The organism is Streptomyces sp. Tue6028, assembly GCF_002300165.1.
In the GTDB taxonomy this organism is placed as follows: Bacteria; Actinomycetota; Actinomycetes; order Streptomycetales; family Streptomycetaceae; genus Streptomyces; species Streptomyces siamensis.
Genome location: NZ_MLCE01000012.1, coordinates 185992 through 204634, shown reverse-complemented (window position 1 = coordinate 204634; position 18643 = coordinate 185992). Strand labels below are relative to the sequence as shown.

Genomic DNA, 18643 nt, shown 5'->3' with positions numbered 1-18643 from the left:
GCGCTCTTCACGACGACAGCCGTCCCTACGACCTCGCCGTCCCGGCGGGCTGTCATACCTTGCCGGGAATTGAGCGACGTACCCCGTGCGATCAGCATGGATGCATCCACAGAGCAGACCTCAGGGAGCGGACATGCGCGCCTACCACCTCGAAACGCTCGGCACCCTCGACGGCATCGTCCCGCGCGAAACCGACTGCCCGGAGCCCGGCCCGCGCGAAATCCTTGTCCGTGTCCGGGCCGTCTCCCTCAACAAGCGCGATCTCCTGCTCATGAAGGGGACCTACCCGCTGAAGGCCGTGCCGGATGTGATCCCGGTGAGCGACGGGGCAGGCGAAGTCGTCGCGGTGGGAGGGGAGGTGACCCGGTTCGCGGTCGGCGACCGGGTGGCGGGCACGTATTTCCCCAACTGGCGCGACGGAAGGATCACTCCGACCCAGTTCGACCAGCCGGGCGCCACCCTGAACGGCATGCTCACCGAGTACACCGCCCTCGACCAGGAGGCCGCTGTACGCGTCCCGGACCACCTGACCTGGGAGGAAGCGGCCTGCCTGCCCTGTGCCGGAGTCACCGCCTGGCACTCCCTGACGGGCGGCGAGCCCCTGGCCCCCGGCCAGACCGTGCTCACCCTGGGCGCCGGCGCACTGTCCCTGTTCGTAGTGCAGTTCGCCAAGATGCTGGGCGCCGAGGTCATCGCGACGACGTCGAGCGCCGCGAAGGCCGACCGTCTCAAGGCGCTCGGCGCGGACCACGTAGTCAACTACGCGGAGAGCCCCGAATGGGGGTTGACGGTGAAGGAGTTGACCGGCGGTCGCGGTGCGGACCTAGTCGTCGAGACGAACGGCCCCGACACCATCGAGCAGTCGATGCGCGCCGCCGCGCTCTACGGCCAGATCGTGCTCCTGATCACCGGCGCCCCGCGCAGGCCGGGCATCGAGATCTCCAATGCGGCGTACGCGGCGAGTCTGGCGACGATCCGCCGGGTGTTCGTCGGCAGTCGAGCGCACTTCGAGTCCATGAACCGGGCGCTGACGCTGCACGGGACGCGCCCGGTCATCGACCGCGTCTTCGGCTTCGACGAGGTCCACGAGGCCTTCCGCCACTACGAGAGCGCGGCGGCTTTCGGCAAGGTCGTCATCCGGGTGGGGGCCTGAGCGGTCGTCGTCCCAGTGGCGGCTTTCGGCAAGGTCGCCCGCATGACGGCCTGTGCGGTCGTCATCCGAGTGGCGACTGCGCGGTCGTCATCCGAGCAGCGACTGCGGGGTCGTCATCCCAGTGTTGACCTGAGCGCCGCGGCCTCCCGCGCCAGAGCCTCGATCCGGTCCCAGTCCCGCCCGGCGACCGCGTCCTGCGGGAGCATCCAACTCCCGCCCACGCAGCCGACGTTGGGAAGGGAGAGGTACTCCGGCGCGGAGGCCGGACCGATGCCGCCCGTCGGGCAGAACCGCGCCTGCGGCAGCGGGCCCGCCAGCGACTTGAGATATTCCGTACCGCCCGCCGCCTGCGCCGGGAAGAACTTCATCTCGCGCACGCCCCGCTCCAGCAGCGCCACGACCTCCGACGTCGTGGACACCCCGGGCAGGAACGGCACCCCGGACGCCGCCATGGCGGCCAGCAGCGCGTCCGTCCAGCCGGGGCTGACGAGGAAGCGGGCCCCCGCGGCCACCGACTCCGCGACGTGCGCGGGGGAGAGGACCGTGCCCGCACCGACCACGGCGTCCGGGACCTCCGCGGCGATCGCCCCGATCGCGGGGAGGGCGGCCGGGGTCCGCAGCGTCACCTCGATCGCGGGCAGCCCGCCGGCGACCAGCGCCCGCGCGAGCGGGACGGCGTCGGCGGCGTCCTCGACCACGACGACGGGGACGACCGGCGCGAGATCCAGCACGGAGGCAGGCGAGAAGGAGGGCAGCGGCGAAGTCATGGCCTCATCCTGCCCGGGGTGTGCAGCATGCGCAAAGGACGTTGCACATGCTGCAATCACCTGCTGTATGCCGACCCGGCCGACCCACCCGGCCCGAGGCACCCGCCACGGCCCGCCTGGCAAGAGCCGCCCGGCAAGAGCCTCCTGGCAAGAGCCGCCTGGCAAGAGCCGCCCGGCACGAGCCGCCGCGCACCGGGCGCCGCGGCCCGGCTCAGTGGATCTCCGTCACCACCACGTCCAGCGCCCACGGCCTGCCCGCCCGGCCGGGCGCCTCCGCCTCCACCGTGTACCCGAGGTCCCGCAGCGCCTCCACCAGCTCCGCCGGGCCCTTGGGCGCGATACCGGCGCTGAGGAGGCTGCGGACGATCCTGCCCTTGGTCGCCTTGTTGAAGTGGCTGACGACCGAGCGCTTCTCCACCCCGTCGACCAGCTGCGTGTGCAGCACCCGCACGGTCGCCGTCCGCCCCGCCAGCTCGCCCTTCGGCTTCCACGCCGCCGTGTACGCGGAGGAACGCAGGTCCAGGACGAGTCCGTCGCCGGCCGCCTCGGGCAGCGCGGTGGCCATCGGAGTACGCCAGTGCGTGCCGAGCGCCCCGAGCCCCGGCAGCTTCACGCCCATCGAGCAGCGGTACGAGGGGATGCGGTCGGTCACCCGGACCGCGCCCCACAGCCCCGAGAACACCAGGAGCGACCGGCTCGCGCGCCGCTTGGCGGACGCGTCCAGCGAACCCAGGTCCAGGGCGTCGTACAGGACACCCGTGTAGATCTCGCCGGCCGGCCGGGCCCCCGCGGCGCGCAGCTCCGTGTTCTTCGCGATCTCGCCGCGCAGCCCCTCGCTCAGCCCGAGGACCTCGCGGGCCTTCTCCTCGTCGCCCGCGCACAGGTCGACCAGCTCGTCCAGGACCGCCTGCCGTGCCTCGGTGAGACCGGGCAGGGACAGCGACTCCAGCTTCAGCGCGGCCCCCCTGCCGGAGGGGGCCTTGCCTTCGGAGGGCGGCAGCAGCACGAGCACGGTGGTGTTCTCCTAACGGTGGTGTGGCCCCGCGCCAGCCTAAAGGGTGCCGGGCACACCGTTCCGCGCCCGGAGTGCCGCCCGGTGGCGCTCGTCCTACGCTCGACCCATGCCCCGACGTCACATGCGCGTCACCGGTGCACCGGAGGCTCCCCTGCGGGCCGCGCTGCGCGCGCTGCGCACCGAGCTGGGTGTGCCCGAAGGCTTCCCGCCCGACGTCCTGGAGGAGGCCGGGCGGGCTCCCCGGCTGCCCTCCGACGACGCGACGGACATCCCCCTGTTCACCATCGACCCGCCGGGCTCCATGGACCTCGACCAGGCGATGCACCTGTCCCGGCGGCGCGGCGGCTACCGCGTCCGGTACGCCATCGCCGACGTCGCTGCCTTCGTCGCCCCCGGCGGCGCCCTCGACGCCGAGGCCCACCGGCGCGTGACCACGCTCTACTTCCCCGACGAGAGGGTGCCGCTGCACCCGGCGGCCCTGTCCGAGGACGCCGCCAGCCTGCTCCCGGACCGGACCCGTCCGGCCGTCCTGTGGACGATCGACCTCGACGCGGACGGCCGTACGACGGCGACCGACGTCCACCGTGCCCTCGTACGCAGCCGGGCCCGGCTCGACCACAAGCAGGCGCAGAAGCAGATCGGGGAGGGGAGGGCGGAGGAACCCCTGGCTCTCCTCAAGGACATCGGGCAGGCACGCGAACGGCTGGAGGCCGAGCGCGGCGGCGTCTCGCTCAACGTGCCCGAACAGGAGATCCTCGACGAGGACGGGGCGTACGAACTCGTCTACCGCGCCCCGCTCCCCGTGGAGTGCTGGAACGCGCAGCTCTCCCTGCTCACCGGCATGGCGGCGGCCGAACTGATGCTCTCGCACGGCACGGGGATCCTGCGTACGCTGCCCACCGCCCCCGACGGCGCGGTGGGCCGTCTCCGCCGCACGGCCAAGGCCCTGCGCATCCGCTGGCCGCATCACGTCTCGTACGCGGAGCTCATCCGCTCCCTCGACCCGCACTGGCCGCACCATGCCGCCTTCCTCCAGGAGTGCACGACACTGCTGCGCGGCGCGGGCTACACCGTGTTCCGGGACGGCGTCCGACCGAAGACCACGATCCACTCCGCCGTCGCCGCGCCCTACGCCCACTGCACGGCCCCGTTGCGCCGGCTCGCCGACCGGTACGCCTCGGAGCTCTGCCTCGCGGCGGCCGCAGACGGGCCGCCGCCCGAGTGGGTCCTCGCGGCCCTCGACGACCTCCCCAAGGTGATGGCGGAGGGCACCCGGCGCGCGGGCACCGTGGAGCGCGAGTGCGTCGACATCGTGGAGGCCGCGCTGCTGAAGGACCGCGTGGGCGACCTCTTCGAGGCCTGTGTGGTCGACGTACGGGACGACGAACCCACCGTCGGGACAGTGCAGTTGGAGTCCCCGGCGGTCTTCGCCCGGATCGCCGGGGGGACGACGGAACTCCCCCTGGGCGAACGCCTGCGGGTACGCCTCACCCAGGCGGACCCGGGCACGGCGAAGGTGGAGTTCGCGCCCGCGTGATCTCCCGTACGGGCCGGACGGCGCCGGCCGTCGAGCGGGGGTCCGCCGCGTCCGCGCGTCCCTGACGGAGACCGTGATCGTGTGCCACGATCGAGGGAACGGTTCCCGATCTCATGGTCAGGTGGTCTTCCGGTGTCCCAGTCTGGCGAACGACCGAAGGAGGGGCGTGACATGACTGCCGTGGCGCACGAGCCCACCACGCCGGCCGAAGGCCTGCTGGACATCTTCCTGTCCCTCGACACCCCGGAGGGGTTCCGGGCCGAACTGATCGAGGGGGAGATCGTTGTGACACCGCCGCCGGACGGGGATCACGAGGACTACATCAACCGTGTCATGAAACAAGTGATCCGGCGGTCTCGCACCGACATGGATTTCTCGGGGAACAAGGGCCTGAAATTGCGGAGCGGGGGCGGCTGCCCGAAGAATTATGTGATCCCCGACGGCACGTTCGCGCCCGCGGAGCTGCGGCTCTACCGGGGCGCCGACTCCTGGATGCCGTGCGACGGAGTCTCCATGGTCCTCGAAGTGACGTCGACGAAGCCCGAGGTCGACCGCGAGGCCAAACGCCGCTGCTACGCCCGCGGCGGCATCCCCCTCTACCTGCTCGTCGACCGCGACGCCTCGGCGATCACGCTGTTCGGAGACCCGGAGAACGACGACTACCGACGGCACTGCACGCTTCCCCTCGGCAAGCCCCTCTCCCTCCCGGAGCCCTTCGCCTTCGAACTGGACACGTCGGACTTCCTCTGACCGCCCGCGCCGCCTTCCGTACCGCGGCACGCCCACTTCGTCCATGCCGCGGTCAGGCCACCCGCCCGCGGCATGGAAAAGGGACCTCCAGGCGTTGCACCCGCCAGGGAGGTGTGCGGTGGGCGGACGTGAGCAGGCGTTGTGGACCAGGGCGCGGCTGGGGCGCTGCGGGCCGCCGCTCGACCTCCTGACCGCCCGGTTCGACCGGCACGTCTACGCCCCGCACGCCCACGAGGAGTTCACCATCGGCGTCTGCGTCGGCGGGTCCGAGATCATCGACTACCGCGGCGGCCACATCCGCACCGGGCCCGGCTCGATCGTCGTCCTGGCCCCCGGCGAGATGCACACCGGCGGCCCCGGCAACGCCACCGACGGCTACGCCTACCGCGCCCTGTACGCCGAGCCCTCCCTGCTCGCCGACGGCACCCTCGGCGGCCTGCCGCACTTCCGGGAGCCGCTCCTCGACGACCCCGAGCTGGCCGCCGCGCTCCGCGCCGCCCACACCGAACTCAGCGCCTGCCCCGATCCCCTGGAAGCCGAGTCCGTCCTCCCCTGGCTGCTCACCGGCCTGGCCCGCCGCCACTCCACGGCCCGCGCCGCGTGCGACACGGTCACCGGGGCGGCCCACATAGCCCGCGCGGTACGGGACCGCCTGGCCGACGAACTCCAGGCACCCCCCTCGCTCGCCGCGCTCGCCGCCGACCTGGGCCTGTCCCGCTACCAACTGCTGCGCGCCTTCCGCACGGCCACGGGGATACCGCCGTACGCCTGGCTGGCCCAGTACCGGGTGAACCGTGCCCGCGGACTGCTGGACTCCGGTCTGCGCCCCGCCGAGGTCGCCCCGCTCGTGGGCTTCGCCGACCAGGCGCACCTGACCCGCTGGTTCCGGCGGGTGCTCGGCGTGACGCCGGCGGCGTACCGGGCGAGCGTGGCGGCGACGGCGTACCGCAACAGCGTTCAAGACTCCTGAGGGCCGGGCGGCCGAAACTGCCCGCATGACTGCACGCGGCTGGTTTCTCTTCTCCCTCATGGGAGTGGTCTGGGGCATCCCCTACCTGATGATCAAGGTGGCGGTGGACGCCGTGTCCCCGTCCGCGGTGGTGTTCACGCGCTGTGCGCTCGGCGCCGCGCTGCTGCTCCCCTTCGCGATACGCCAGGGCGGCCTGGCCCGCAACGTCCGCACCCACTGGCGCCCCATGCTGGCGTTCTCGTGCATCGAGATCATCGGCCCCTGGTGGACCCTGACCGACGCCGAACGCCATCTGTCGAGCTCCACGGCGGGCCTGCTGATCGCGGGCGTCCCCATCGTGGGCGTGCTCGCCGCCCGCCTCCTCGGCGACACGGAACGGCTCGGTGCCCGCCGCGTCACGGGCCTCGCCCTCGGCATGTCCGGCGTCGCGGTCCTCACCGTCCCGCACCTGACCGGCGGCGACGCCCGTTCCCTGGCCGAGGTGCTGCTCACGGTCGTCGGGTACGCCACGGCACCGGTGATCGCGGCACGCCATCTGAAGGACGTGCCATCACTCCACCTCACGGCGCCCTGCCTGGCCCTGGCGGCGCTGGTCTACGCCCCCGCCGCGGCGGCCACCCGGCCGGAGACAGTCCCGTCCGGGCAGGTCCTGGCCGCCCTCGCCGGCCTGGGTGTCGTCTGCACGGCGGTCGCCTTCGTCGCCTTCCTGGAACTCATCAAGGAGGCGGGCCCGACGAGGGCGACGGTGATCACGTACGTCAACCCGGCGGTCGCGGTGGCGGCCGGCGCCGTCTTCCTCGACGAAAGCCTGACCCCCGGCGTCCTCGCGGCCTTCGCCCTCATCCTGGCGGGCTCGGTCCTCGCGACGGCGACGGCCGGACCGAGGCGCGCCGCACGCCCGGTACCATGGTCGACACGGCAGACGAGCCGGGCGGACGGCCGCGTGGAGGTCCTTGTGGACCTTCCCGAGGAACGTCCGGGCTCCACAGGGCAGGGTGGTGGCTAACGGCCACCCGGGGTGACCCGCGGGACAGTGCCACAGAAAGCAGACCGCCGGGGATCTCGGTCCTCGGTAAGGGTGAAACGGTGGTGTAAGAGACCACCAGCGCCTGAGGTGACTCAGGCGGCTAGGTAAACCCCACCCGGAGCAAGGTCAAGAGGAGCCGCTGTAAAAGGCGGCTCTGCGCGGACGTTCGAGGGCTGCCCGCCCGAGTCCGCGGGTAGACCGCACGAGGCCGACGGCAACGTCGGTCCTAGATGGATGGCCGTCTCCCCGGCCGCCGCGAGGCGACCGGGCGACAGAACCCGGCGTACAGCCCGACTCGTCTGCCGCTACCTGCGGCTTTGCCTTGGAAAGGGCCTCTGACCTGCGTCGGAGGCCCTTTCCGATCTTTCGAGGGCTTGCCGCGTTAGGCGGCGAAAAGTCCCTCGGAAGTCCCTCGGACAGCGCTGAAAGTCCCTGACAAATCCCTGGAGCGGAGGGGCGGGCGCGGTCTCTGGGCAGGGCGTTTGCGACAGCCACCGGAACCTTACGCTGGAGTCGCCCACCTCGGGGCCGTCTTGGATCGCCGGGATTACGCGGTCCTGGCGTTGGTGATGGCGATCCGCCTGTGAACGACGGCGTATACAGCTGCACAGTTCGACCTGGTCGACGATCTTCGACTGCTCGGGCCGCTCCGTGAGCGGGACCAGATGGCTGAACACCTGCGGTACGGCCCGCAGAGGTTGCCGGGGCACCCCGCTGCTTGGGCCCGGAGCTATTGGAGGTGGTGAAACCCAGAACGCCGGTCATTGTGGGACGGGACGATGTCGCTGCCGCCAGCCCACCTCGTACCGCATACGCGGCACTTGACGTGCCAGTCGTCCCCGGGTTCTTGGAAGATCACCTCTCCTTTCTGCCCCGTCCCGGGGCAGTCTCTCCGGGCGTCTGCGTCACGCGGCGCGGCCTCGGGCGCCTTCCGTTGCTGCCGCGCGGACTCCTGCGAGCTGTCGCGGTCGGGGCCCTCGACGACACGGCGCTTGGTGTCCTCGTGGGTGACGGCGCCCAGGGACACCTTCATGCCTAGGGCCAGGAATCCGTAGAACATCTGCCGGTACCACTCGCCGTGCTGCTCCAGCTCGGGCGGGGCGTCGATCAGGTACGAGTCCTTGGCGGGCTCGGTGTGTTCGAAGTGCCGGTACAAGGTGACCGGGAAGCAGGTGCCCGGGTCCTTCGGGTTGAACGGGTTGGACAGGGCCGTGAATGTCCAGGCGCGAGCCCATGCGGGTACCTCGTGCCCGCCCTGGGACAGCACAAGTGCCGCCTCCGCGCACCGGTGAAGACGTGGTCGGATGCGCACGGCGAACGATCCGCGCTGCACGATGCGCCACGGTGGCTCCGCGCCATGCTGCGTAGCGTCGTAGAACAATGCCCTGCGCAGTGCGCCATAGTCGGCCGCAGTCCGCGACAGCGCCATCGCGTCGTCCGCGAGCTGATGGGCGGTGTCACAGGAGTGCCGCAGGTCACGGTAGGCGGTCAGCCGCTGCCGGACGGCGGGTGCGAGGAACGAGTCCAATCCACCCATGAGCCAGGCCTGCTCTGCTGCCTCCGCGGTGAACAGAGCTCCGTGGTATCCGTCGTCGTACTGCTCGTCGATCGTCTTCACTGCTTCCCTCCCTGGCAATTGAGACGCCGAATTCATTCCGATCACCGGGGCCGGGGATCGAATGGGGCGCTTGGCATCTCATGGTTTGGGTAATTGGGTCAGTCTGGTTGCGAATTGCACCGAATTGAGTCGTATGGGCTTGCGTCACGGGCGCTGTGCGGAGTTCGTACTCCGCTGGGGCCAGGGCATTGTCAGTTCGCCGACCGTCCGGGCCGCCGTCCCAGGTGTTGGTTGAGCTGTTGGAGCCTGGTCCAGGCGTCCGGGTCCGTGCCGTCGCCCAGGGGATAGCGCAGAGCCGGTCTGGCAGTGGGGCCGAGGCGGATCGGGGTCACGTCGAGGGTGGGGTTCTCGGCGTGGGTGAGGCCGATGTCGCGAACGGAATCCGGGCCAAGAGTGAAGGACACGGGTATGGGCGGGGGTTCGAGGCGCGGCGGAATGGTCAGGTCGCGTCGTGCGGTGCGCAGGGTGGTGAGCAGGGAGGTCAGGCCGTGCTGGGTGGCGAGGGTTTCGGCCAGGTCGGGGAGAGAGTCGAGGGGCACGGTTTCGTCGGGGCCGTAGCCGAGGGCGAGGGTGGTGTGTTCCTCGATGCCTGCGGGAGTGTGGGTGATGCGGGTGGTGGCGATGGTTGGGTGTTCGGGTGCGCCAATTGCGATGAGCCAGGTGGGGGCCGATTGCTGGGCTCGGGCGCGGGCCAGGTCCGTCAACTGTCGTTTATTCCAAGGGAGGTTGACGGGTTCGGCGGTGGACCAGCCGGCGGGCGGGGCGCCGGTGAGGTGGTGCCAGGCGGTTTCCAGGGCGTCGCCGAGGAGGAGGTCCTCGGTGGCAGGGTGGAGGGTACGGAGGGTGAGCAGGAGTTGCCGTTCGCCTTGTGCCACGGGGAGATTGCCTGGGGGGTGGAAGGCTTCCGCGAGGCGGGGTTTGCCGTCGGTGTCCTTGGTGGGGGTGAATGCGCCGTCGGCCCAGTGGAGTTCGGCGCCGGACAGGCCGTCGTAGTAGCCGGAGTCGGGGTGTTGGACGACCCAGCGGTGGGGGTAGCCGCCTAGGGCATTGCGGGTGGGCAGGGTGAGGCGGGTGTGGGGCGAGGTGACGATCTGCAGGGCGCGGCCGGAGGTGATGGCGGTGCTCAGGGTGTCGGACAGCCAGCTGGTCATGGGGATGAGCGGGCGGTCCTGGATGACGATGGCGGCCCGGTCGGTGAGGATATCGGCGGCCGGCGGTGTGGTGGTGCCGGGGGCCGGAGCCGTGGTGGTTTGTGTGCTGAGGGGGACGACGTCGGTGTGGGCGGCCTCGGGGGGCCAGACGGTGCCGCCGAGGACGGTGGCCAGGCGTCCGGCGAAGGAGCCGGCCAGGCGTTCGGCCTCTACGAGGGCGGTGGTGGCGCGGGCTTCGGTCCACCACAGGGGGGTGTCGGGGGCCTGGGTGCGCGGGCCGAGCAGCCGGGAGACCTCGCCTGGGACCTGGAGCAGGAGCGGTACCTCTACGGAGACCAGGGGGAGTCCGCCGGGGGTGCACAGCTGGGTGACGGCCCCGTCGGCGAGGGTGTTGATGCGCAGGTCGGGGCCGCCCGCGTACAGGCCCGCGAGCACGGTGACCGGGTCGGGCATCTTCTCGGTGAGGGCGATGACGTCCTTGGTCACAACTGCTCAGTTCTGTCAGTCTGGTCGGCGTGGGTGAGGGCCGTCTGGATGAGCTGGTGGCGGCGGCCTCGGCGGATGAGAGTGCCGCGGCCGGGCGGCTGGACGGAGGCGTACAGGCCCGGGAAGAGCTGGCCCTCGGTGCGGTCGCCGGTCATCAGCAGGGCGGTGGTGCCGGTCTCGCGCAGGGTGGTGAGGAAGGGCTCGTACAGGGCGCGGGCGGATCCGGCCACCCGGCGGGTGACGATGAAGTGCAGGCCGATGTCGGGGGCGGAGGAGACATAGGGCAGGAAAGGGGCGAGGGGCTGCTGGCCCGCAGTGGTGAGGATGTCGTAGTCGTCGACGAGGATGACGATGCGCGGTCCGGTGAAGGCGGGCTCCAGGATCGGCGCATCGGGGTCCGCCGTCTCCGGCAGCCGCTTCTCCAGCTCGGTGGCGATGCCGCTGGCCAGAGCGGCGGCGAGTTTCGCGTTGTGGGCGTAGCCGCCGCGGTACGGCTCGGGGATCACACCGCGCAGGCCGCGGCGCGGGTCGAAGACGCCGAAGACCAGTTCCGTGTCGGTATAGCGGGCGGTGAGTTGGCCGGCGATGAGCTTGAGCAGGTTGGTCTTGCCGCACTCGTTGTCGCCGAGGATCAGCAGGTGCTGATCGGTGCCGAAGAGGTCGAGGACGGCGGGGGCGAGGGCGTCCTGGTCCAGGCCGAGGGGGATCCGGGTGGGTTCGGTGGCCGGCGAGGGCAGCCGGGCGGCGTCCAGGTGGGTGGGCAGGACCCGTACGGGTGGGGCGAGTTCGCCGTGCCAGGCGGCGCGGAGGGTGCGTGCCGCCTCCTCCAGGGCATCGCCCAGGTTGGCCGTGGAGGCCTGGCCGTCGATGCGGGGCAGCGCGGCGTGCGCGAAGAGCTTGCCGTCGGTCAGGGCCCGGCCCGGGGTGTCTGGGCCGAGGGTCTGTGACAGTTTGCGGTCGACGGAGGAGTCGGCGGGGTCGTTGAGCCGCAGCTCGATCCGGCTGCCGAACATCGACTGCGTGTTGATACGCACGTCGTTCCAGCGCAGCATGCCCGCGACGATGTGGATGCCGTAGCCGCCGCCGCGCTTGAGCAGGTCGGCGATGGATTCTTCGAGGTCGTTGAACTCCTCGCGCAGTTGGCCGAATCCGTCGATGAGCAGTACCACGTCGGTCGAGCCGAGTTCGGTCAGCTTGCCCGCGGACCGCAGGGCGCGTAGTTGGTCGACGGAGTCGATGCCGTAGGTGCGGAAGGCCTCTTCGCGCTGGTTGAGCATGGCGCGGACCTCGGCGACGGTGCGGGTGGCCCGTTCGTGGTCGGCGCGGGAGGCGATCCCGCCGACGTGCGGCAGCCCGGACAGCGCGGCCAGGCCACCGCCGACCAGGTCGAGGCCGTAGAGGGCGACCTCGTTCGGGGTGTGCGTGAGGGCCAGGGACAGCGCCAGGGTGCGCAGCAGCGTGGTCTTGCCGGACTGCGGCCCGCCGATGACCGCGGTGTGGCCGCCAGCGGTGTTCAGGTCGTGCACCCAGGGTCCCTGCCATTGCCGGGCCGGATCGTCCAGCACGCCCAGCGGCACCCGCATTACGCCGTGGCTGGGGGTGAGGTGCAGGCCGCGCGGGGAGGCCTGCACCGGGCCGGCGGCCTGGTCGAGGGTGAGGGCGTCGGGGAGCGGGGGCAGCCAGATGCGGCGCACCGGCGGTGCGGCGAGGGCGAGTTGGTCGACCATGGTGGACATGACGGTCGGGCCGGTCTCGCGTTCCCGCATCGCCGGTGGCTCGTCCGCCGTCTCCGTGGGCGAGGGGAGGGTGTTGAAGGCGGGATACGTCCACATGAGCGGCTCGGCGTCGGCGTTCTCGCGCCGGGCGGGGCCGTGGTAGGCGCCGGAGACGAAGCCCGCCTTGAAGCGTTCGTACGTGGAGGTGTCGACCTTCAGGTAGCCGAAGCCCGGCAGCGGCGGTAGCTGGAAGGCGTCCGTGGTGTCCAGGACCGTACGCGACTCGTCGGCGGAGAAGGTGCGCAGGCCGAGGCGGTAGGACAGGTAGGTGTCCAGGCCCTTGAGCTTGCCGGATTCGATGCGCTGGCTGGACAGCAGCAGATGGACGCCGATGGAGCGGCCGATGCGGCCGATGGAGAGGAACAGGTCGATGAAGTCGGGCTTGGCGGTGAGGAGTTCGCCGAACTCGTCGATGACGACGAACAGGTGTGGCAGTGGCTCCAGGTCGGGCCGCCTTGTGGCGCGCAGCGCGGCATAGTGGCCGATGTCGGCGATGTTCCCGGCGTCTTTGAGGACCTGCTGGCGGCGCTTGACCTCGCCGGCCAGGCTGGTGTGGACGCGCTCGACGAGTCCGGCCTCGTTCTCCAGGTTGGTGATCACCCCGGCCACGTGCGGGAGGTGGGTGAACGGGGCGAAGGTGGCGCCGCCCTTGTAGTCGACCAGCACCATCGCCAGGTCCTCGGGCGCGTGAGTGGCGACGAGCGCGAGGACCAGGGTGCGCAGCAGTTCGCTCTTGCCGGAGCCGGTGGCGCCCACGCACAGCCCGTGCGGGCCCATGCCGAGTTCGGCGGACTCCTTCAGGTCCAGCAGGACCGGTCGATGGCGGTCGTTGAGGCCGATGGGGACGCGCAGGAAGTCCCGCTCCCCGCGTGGCGCCCAGAGTCGTACGAGGTCGAGGGCGGCCGGGTCGTCGATGCCCAGCAGGCCGGGGAAGTCCACCGGCCCCGAGACCGGGGTGCCCTCGGCCGCCGACTCCGCGGACAGCCGCAGCGGGGCGAGCAGCCGGGCCAGGCCCTCCGCGCCCGGCACGCTGACCGTATCCGCGACCCCCTGGCCGGGCAGGCCGTCGGGGGTGCGTAGGTCCTCGACGGTGACCCGGTCGCCGTCGACGGTGATCCGCACGCTGACCTGGTCCGGTTCGTGGATCTGCTGCTGCAGCAGGTGCAGCACGGTGATCCCCATGTCGGCCAGGCCCACGGCCTGGTCCGGGCGCGGGAGTTCGGCGGCGGCCTGTCCGTGGCTGTCGTGGACGATGAGGAGCCGGTCGGTGAGTTGGAGTGCGTGCCGGTCGGCGAGACCGCGGCGTACCTCGGCGGCGTAGGAGGCGCGGCGGCGCAGATCCGCCGTGCTCTGGGCGGCGAGCTGGGCGAGGTCCGGCGCGATCCGACGCGCGGCCACCGGCCCGTCCTGCCCCTGGGTGTCGAGGACGTGGGGCAGCCATTTGGCCCACTCCCACTGCGCCAGCTCGTCGCTTGGTACCGCCAGGGCGAGGGCCGCGTCGTCCGGCGCGTGCGTGACCGCGGTCTGGATGAGCAGGGCGCGGGCGACGTTCAGCACGCCGTCCCGGTCGCCGACAATGCTGACGTTGCCCGCCCTGTCCAGGGCGGCGGTGAGCGGTACCTCCGGTGCGGTGGCGAAGCGGTGCTGCAGGGCGCGAGCCTCGTTCAGCATGAACGGATCCGGCGGGGTGAGCACACCTCCCACCGAGCTCTGCCCAACAACCAGCTCCTGCACCGGAACATCGCCCACGCCGAGGCGCACGCGCATAAAGTCCGCGTCCGTGCGGCGGCGCTCCCACAGCCGGGCCGGATCGCGCACCACGTCGTACAGGGCCGGCGGCGGCGGGTTCAGCAGCCGCGCCCTATCTCGCAACTCCCGCTCCACTTGGCCGAGGTGCTCGCGCTGCTCCTCGACGTACTCCAGATAGCGTTCGCGCTGGGTGCGCCGGGTGCGGGCCGCCTTACCCCGCTGGGACAGCAACAGCGCGACCCCGCCGAGCAGCGCCACGACCAAGATGATCGCGCCGAGCCCGGCGAACTGGCTGTTGCGGATGACGGTCATCATGACGACCGAGCTCATCACCCCGGCCATCGGCAGCAGCGCGGTCGCCGCCCGGCCGCTGCTGCCCTCGGGCAGATTCGGCGGGGGCTCGATCGTGCGCGGCTCGGCCGGGGACAGGGGGCGGGTGGAACGGGCCGGACGGTGGATCTGGTGCTGGGTCATCGCACCCGCACCGCCCGCGCCATGGCCTCGGCGGCGAGCCGGATGGCGGCCTGGCGGGTGGACTGGCCGAGCATGGCGGTGTGGATGGGGCCTCCCTGGGCCAGATGACGGTCATAGGGCAGCAGCACCACGACCACCCCGGCGTCCCGCAGATGCGCGACGGCCGTCTTCGCATCGAGCGTGGTGTCAGGGGAGTTCGCGGAGAGCGCCACCACACTCGAGGCGAGCGCGGAGTGCGGCAACTGGGCCAGCCAGTCCAGCACCTGGCGGGTGGCGCCCACGCCCTCCGCGGTCATCGGGGCGACCACCACCCGGGCGTGGGCGGTGTCCATCGCGGTCCGCGCCACCTCGCCGGGCAGGCTCTCACAGTCCACCACCGTCACCGCGAAGTAGCGGCGCAGCGCCAGGGTCACGGTGCGGTAGGTGCGTACGTCCAGGGGGGCGCCGACCCGGCCCTGGCCGGCGGGCAGCAGCCAGCCCCCGTCCGCCACCGGCGCCAAGTAGCCAGTGACATCGGTGAGTTGCATAGAGGGCTTGAGAATGGGTGCGAGGTCCGCGCACGCCCAGCGCACCGACTCCGCTCCCAGACGCACCGGCAGCGTGCCCAGGGCCGCATCCGCCTCCAGCGCGAGGACCGGGTCATGCCGGTAGTGGTTGAAGGTGCGGGCCAGCAGGGCGGACACGGTGGACTTGCCCACCCCTCCCCGGATCGAGGTCACCGCGATGATGCGCCCGGTAGTCACCGGCTGCTGGATCTCCCGCGCCAGCCGGGACTGCTCGGCCACCTCCCGCCCGGCCGACGCGGTCAGCTGGCGTAGGGTGCGCCCGGTGCGCCTGGCCACCGAGTCGCCGTGCTGCGGAGAGCCGAGGGCGTGCGCGAGGCGGGGATCGACGGTGGGCACGGATTCCGGCGCGGCCATCGGAAGGCGCGGATCCCGCAGGCCACGTGGAACCGGCGGCCGGGCCCGCCCCTGCTGCTCGTTCGGGCCAGGCTGGTCGGGAGCTGGTTGGTCGGGTCCGGGTGCCTGCTGGGCCTGCGCGACGCCGTGGGGATCCGCTGGTCCAGTAGGGAGCGGGCGGGCAGGGCGCAGGGCGATGGTCGGCTCAACGCCCGCGGGAGCCTGGTCGCCGAGCTGCTGCAGGATGTCCCGCTGCCAGTCTGGTTGAGCCATGGCGCACCCCCTACGCGAAGGTGCCGAGCAGACGCCCGTACACACCGAACACCCCGATCACCAACGGGAACAGAGCGATCACACCGACCGACTCCAGCACATCCCCGAACCTGCGCAGCCGCACCCGCACATGCTCAGCGGGCCGCACCGCCAGCACCGACAGGGGTACCAGCGCCAGCGCCACCAGTACCACCAACGGCCCCGCCGCACCGGAGCGTTCCAGCCACACTCGGATCAGGCGTACGGCCACCACCGAGGCCGCAGCGAAGAGCGCCACCACCTCGACGGTCAGGGGGAACGCGCGGGCCCGCAGCGCGAGCACCACCGTCACACCCCCCGCCAAGGCCACCGTCCACACCGACACCGCATCCAGCACCAGCACCCCGGCCACGGCGGCCGAAACCGCCATGACCACGGTGGCCAGCGCCAGCCCGCGATGGGTGGCCGCCAGCGCCGAAGACACCTGGTACCGGCTCACCGACGCCCCACCCGAGCGCCGGTCATCCAGGCCCGAGAGGCCCGAGACCATCAGCGCGAGCCGAGGCAACACGCCCAGCACGATGACCGATACCACCGCCAGCAGGGCCGACGCGCGGGCCGTCTGCGAGACCGGCCCGCCACCGGACTGCACCGCGAGCGCGGCTTCCCAGCACACGACCGATCCGCCGAGCGCGGCCGCCCCCACGAGACCGCCTCGCCCCAACGGCGAGAACCAGCCCAACAGCAACAACGCCACCACCGCGACCGCGCCCACACCGGCCAGCCGCCCCGCCCCCGGCCACGCGTACACATCACCCAGCGACCACATCCCGAGCACGCCCAGCACAGCGCCAGTGCCGATCAGCGTGGCGGCCAACGGATACTTCCCGGCCCGCCCCAACAGGGCACCGCTCAGCGCCGCCACTCCGGCGACGGCGAGCAGTGACCCGCCTGCCGCAGCGAGTTCGAACCGGCCCAGGGACAGCACGCCGGCCGCCAGCGCCCACAACAGCGTGGCGGCCCCGGCCACTACCTGCCGCGCTCCAGGCCGCCACCGCCAGGCACGCGTATCCAGATCCGCAGCTGCCTCGTCGGTGACGTCATGTACCACCGGAGCCGACGGCGCATCCTCCGCCCGCACCAGCCGCAACACGGCGCCATCGGCCACGCCCGCCGACTCCAGCGTGCCGTGCAGCTCCAGCGCTGTACCGTCCGCGCTCACCAGATGCCGCAACTCCGGGCGGCCGGTCACCTGGTCATCCAGCAACCGCATGACCTCCGGCAGCAGCAGACCCACCGGCTCCTGCGACGGCAGCACGAGATCCACTCGCCGCCGCTCACCCACCAAAGTGACCCGGCTCAACGTCGTCCGGCCACGGCCCACAGCCCCCGCAGTTATCACGCACTCCAACCAATCATCGAGTCATCGAGAAGCAGACGCCGCCGCCGACGGCGAAGCGGAAGCCGACGGTACAGATGGCGGAGAGGACGGCACCGAGGACCCGTACCCGCGCTTCCCGATCAGCCGATGCGACACGAACGACCACCCCACACACCCCGCACACAACACCGCCGCGATCACCACCCCGGCCACCATCTTCCCCAGCCGCTCATCAACCGTCCGCCGCTGCCGCTGCGCCCCGAACAACAGGGCATCCCGCAGCCGCCGACGCCGCACCGACACCGACTCCAGCAACTGACTGTCGTAGTCCTGGGCTGCCATGCCGCGGCCTCAGACGTCGAGGGTCATGGTGTCGGCGACCTTGTCGTGCAGGCACTGCCGCAACGGCTTGTCCCAGCAGCACCACAACGGAGCACCCAGCCGGGACCCCAAGTCCGCGAACGACAGCGGGGCCGCGCCCATTCCAGCCGGTCCGCCGTAGTACGGGCCCGGATAGGCACCCAAGGACTCATGAGGCTGCGGGTAGTAGGGCGGCTGCTGTCCCGGCTGGCTTCCACCGGCGGGGTATGAGGGATAAGTCACTTGATTCCTAGCTGGGTTGGCCCATGGGCTGCTGAGTGCTGCCTGCGGTCACGTCTCGAACTCGCCCACCCAACCGCGCTCCAGGACAGGAGTAGATGTCTTCATCGAACGTGGCGCCAAAAGCGCGTAGCGTGGAGAAATGAACATTGCAGAGTTCCGTCACGCGGTTCTGCTCGCGGCAGATGGTGGCAAGCCAGAGCGCAGAGATTGAGCTTCCGGTGTGAGCGTACGACTGGGCACCGGCGGTAGGAATTGACCGGAGTTGTCGATCGACCCGGTATTCGATCGCGGGCTCATCTGTGGCGGCTGCGGCGAAAGGAGCGGAACCCAACTGCATGGACGTCACATAGGAGGCCCAGGTGTCGAACTCCTCCGCTTCTGGATCCAGCCCGCCGCGAGTCCTGGACAAGGTCGAGGAGGCTTTGAAGGCAGTGTCGAGACCGTCCGGAGTACGCCCGATCTTGCCGATCAGCTCCTGAGTGTCTTCGGCGAGGAATTCAATGCCGTCCGCCGCGTGAGAGGTAGGGATCTCATGGCCTCGATGAATCAGCGCCATTTTCCCCTCCGTCGCCAGGCTGAGATGCCAAGTGCAACGTCAACTCCGCGCTGGCCAGCATCCTGGTGATCTCAATGGGCAGATTGCCGAACTCAACCCGAACGATGTCGACTGGGTCGATCCTGCGAGTCTCTCCATCGCGGCCCTCGACCTCAACGACGTAGCGATATCCGCGAGGCATCGAAGGATCGTCGACCACTTTCCAGTGCGCGCCATGCCGCCGGATTAGGAAATCCGCAATATATGCGATGAGGTCACTCTGCAGCGTCACCCAGTCCGACTCCTCGAACTCGGCGAGCGGAAGACGGGACGTGTAGTTCTGTAGGGCGGGGATGAGAGTGAGCGGGTCCCCCTCATACACTTCTTGGGAAACACCCAGCATGCTGGCGATATCAAGAATGGTAAGGCGCCCTTCCTCGATCCATCGTTCGAGATCGGGTCCGGGAGTATTCGCCCTCGGCATTTCTGACACCTTCCATT

At 71.0% G+C, this 18643-nt stretch carries 15 protein-coding genes, 1 other RNA gene and 1 pseudogene; 6 read left to right on the top strand and 11 right to left on the bottom strand.

The genetic code is table 11. The features are described 5' to 3' along the window. The first annotated feature begins 133 nt into the window (after positions 1 to 133). Positions 134 to 1153, top strand: a complete 1020-nt coding sequence (locus tag BKI49_RS10460; protein ID WP_095933953.1) for a zinc-dependent alcohol dehydrogenase family protein — start codon at positions 134 to 136, stop codon at positions 1151 to 1153. A 113-nt stretch (positions 1154 to 1266) separates the two neighbouring features. Here BKI49_RS10460 and eda read toward each other — a convergent pair whose 3' ends face one another. Together eda and yaaA are read right to left on the bottom strand one after the other, a co-directional pair. Next, the gene (gene eda, locus BKI49_RS10455; protein ID WP_095933952.1) at positions 1267 to 1920 is read right to left on the bottom strand and encodes a bifunctional 4-hydroxy-2-oxoglutarate aldolase/2-dehydro-3-deoxy-phosphogluconate aldolase; all 654 of its coding nucleotides are present in this window, start codon (positions 1918 to 1920) and stop codon (positions 1267 to 1269) included. A gap of 211 nt (positions 1921 to 2131) precedes the next feature. Further along, positions 2132 to 2932 (bottom strand): peroxide stress protein YaaA, encoded by an 801-nt coding sequence (gene yaaA, locus BKI49_RS10450; RefSeq protein ID WP_095933951.1) that lies wholly within the window; start codon positions 2930 to 2932, stop codon positions 2132 to 2134. Between the two features lie 109 nt (positions 2933 to 3041). On the opposite strand from yaaA, the gene BKI49_RS10445 reads away from it, so the two are divergent. The 5 genes and pseudogenes from BKI49_RS10445 (at position 3042) to rnpB (ending at position 7521) form a co-directional block, all read left to right on the top strand. Further along, positions 3042 to 4472, top strand: a complete 1431-nt coding sequence (locus tag BKI49_RS10445; RefSeq protein WP_095933950.1) for an RNB domain-containing ribonuclease — start codon at positions 3042 to 3044, stop codon at positions 4470 to 4472. A 171-nt stretch (positions 4473 to 4643) separates the two neighbouring features. Continuing rightward, on the top strand, positions 4644 to 5222 hold the full coding sequence (locus tag BKI49_RS10440) for a Uma2 family endonuclease (protein WP_095933949.1): 579 nt from the start codon (positions 4644 to 4646) through the stop codon (positions 5220 to 5222). Between the two features lie 118 nt (positions 5223 to 5340). Further along, positions 5341 to 6192, top strand: coding sequence for an AraC family transcriptional regulator (locus BKI49_RS10435; RefSeq protein ID WP_095933948.1), 852 nt, complete (start codon positions 5341 to 5343; stop codon positions 6190 to 6192). Positions 6193 to 6217: 25 nt separating this feature from the next. After that, a pseudogene (locus BKI49_RS36300) lies at positions 6218 to 7045 on the top strand (DMT family transporter); the annotation flags it as partial. Positions 7046 to 7115: 70 nt separating this feature from the next. Next, positions 7116 to 7521, top strand: an RNA gene (gene rnpB / locus BKI49_RS10425) — RNase P RNA component class A. Between the two features lie 428 nt (positions 7522 to 7949). Here the strand turns inward: rnpB and BKI49_RS10420 are convergent. From BKI49_RS10420 to BKI49_RS10385, 9 genes are all read right to left on the bottom strand, one after another. Further along, entirely contained in the window at positions 7950 to 8837 is an 888-nt protein-coding gene (locus BKI49_RS10420) for a hypothetical protein (RefSeq protein ID WP_095933947.1), read from the bottom strand. 191 nt (positions 8838 to 9028) lie between these two features. Next, positions 9029 to 10474: a DUF6177 family protein gene (locus BKI49_RS10415; protein WP_179332391.1), complete on the bottom strand. Its 1446-nt coding sequence runs from the start codon at positions 10472 to 10474 to the stop codon at positions 9029 to 9031. Then, complete coding sequence (eccCb, locus tag BKI49_RS10410; RefSeq protein ID WP_095933946.1) at positions 10471 to 14472, bottom strand: type VII secretion protein EccCb; 4002 nt, start codon at positions 14470 to 14472, stop codon at positions 10471 to 10473. Before eccCb ends, BKI49_RS10415 begins: the two co-directional genes overlap by 4 nt. Next, a complete protein-coding gene (locus tag BKI49_RS10405; RefSeq protein WP_257004694.1) occupies positions 14469 to 15392 on the bottom strand; it encodes a CpaE/TadZ family protein in 924 nt (307 codons plus the stop codon). Before BKI49_RS10405 ends, eccCb begins: the two co-directional genes overlap by 4 nt. Before the next feature lie 262 nt (positions 15393 to 15654). Continuing rightward, positions 15655 to 16950, bottom strand: a complete 1296-nt coding sequence (gene eccD, locus BKI49_RS10400) for a type VII secretion integral membrane protein EccD (protein WP_373557531.1) — start codon at positions 16948 to 16950, stop codon at positions 15655 to 15657. Positions 16951 to 17046: 96 nt separating this feature from the next. After that, positions 17047 to 17346 (bottom strand): hypothetical protein, encoded by a 300-nt coding sequence (locus tag BKI49_RS35710; RefSeq protein WP_095933943.1) that lies wholly within the window; start codon positions 17344 to 17346, stop codon positions 17047 to 17049. A gap of 9 nt (positions 17347 to 17355) precedes the next feature. Next, a complete protein-coding gene (locus BKI49_RS35005; protein ID WP_143658410.1) occupies positions 17356 to 17607 on the bottom strand; it encodes a hypothetical protein in 252 nt (83 codons plus the stop codon). A 7-nt stretch (positions 17608 to 17614) separates the two neighbouring features. Further along, a complete protein-coding gene (locus BKI49_RS10390; protein WP_095933942.1) occupies positions 17615 to 18163 on the bottom strand; it encodes an Imm49 family immunity protein in 549 nt (182 codons plus the stop codon). Further along, a complete protein-coding gene (locus BKI49_RS10385; RefSeq protein WP_095933941.1) occupies positions 18138 to 18626 on the bottom strand; it encodes a hypothetical protein in 489 nt (162 codons plus the stop codon). Before BKI49_RS10385 ends, BKI49_RS10390 begins: the two co-directional genes overlap by 26 nt. Between the last annotated feature and the right edge of the window lie 17 nt (positions 18627 to 18643).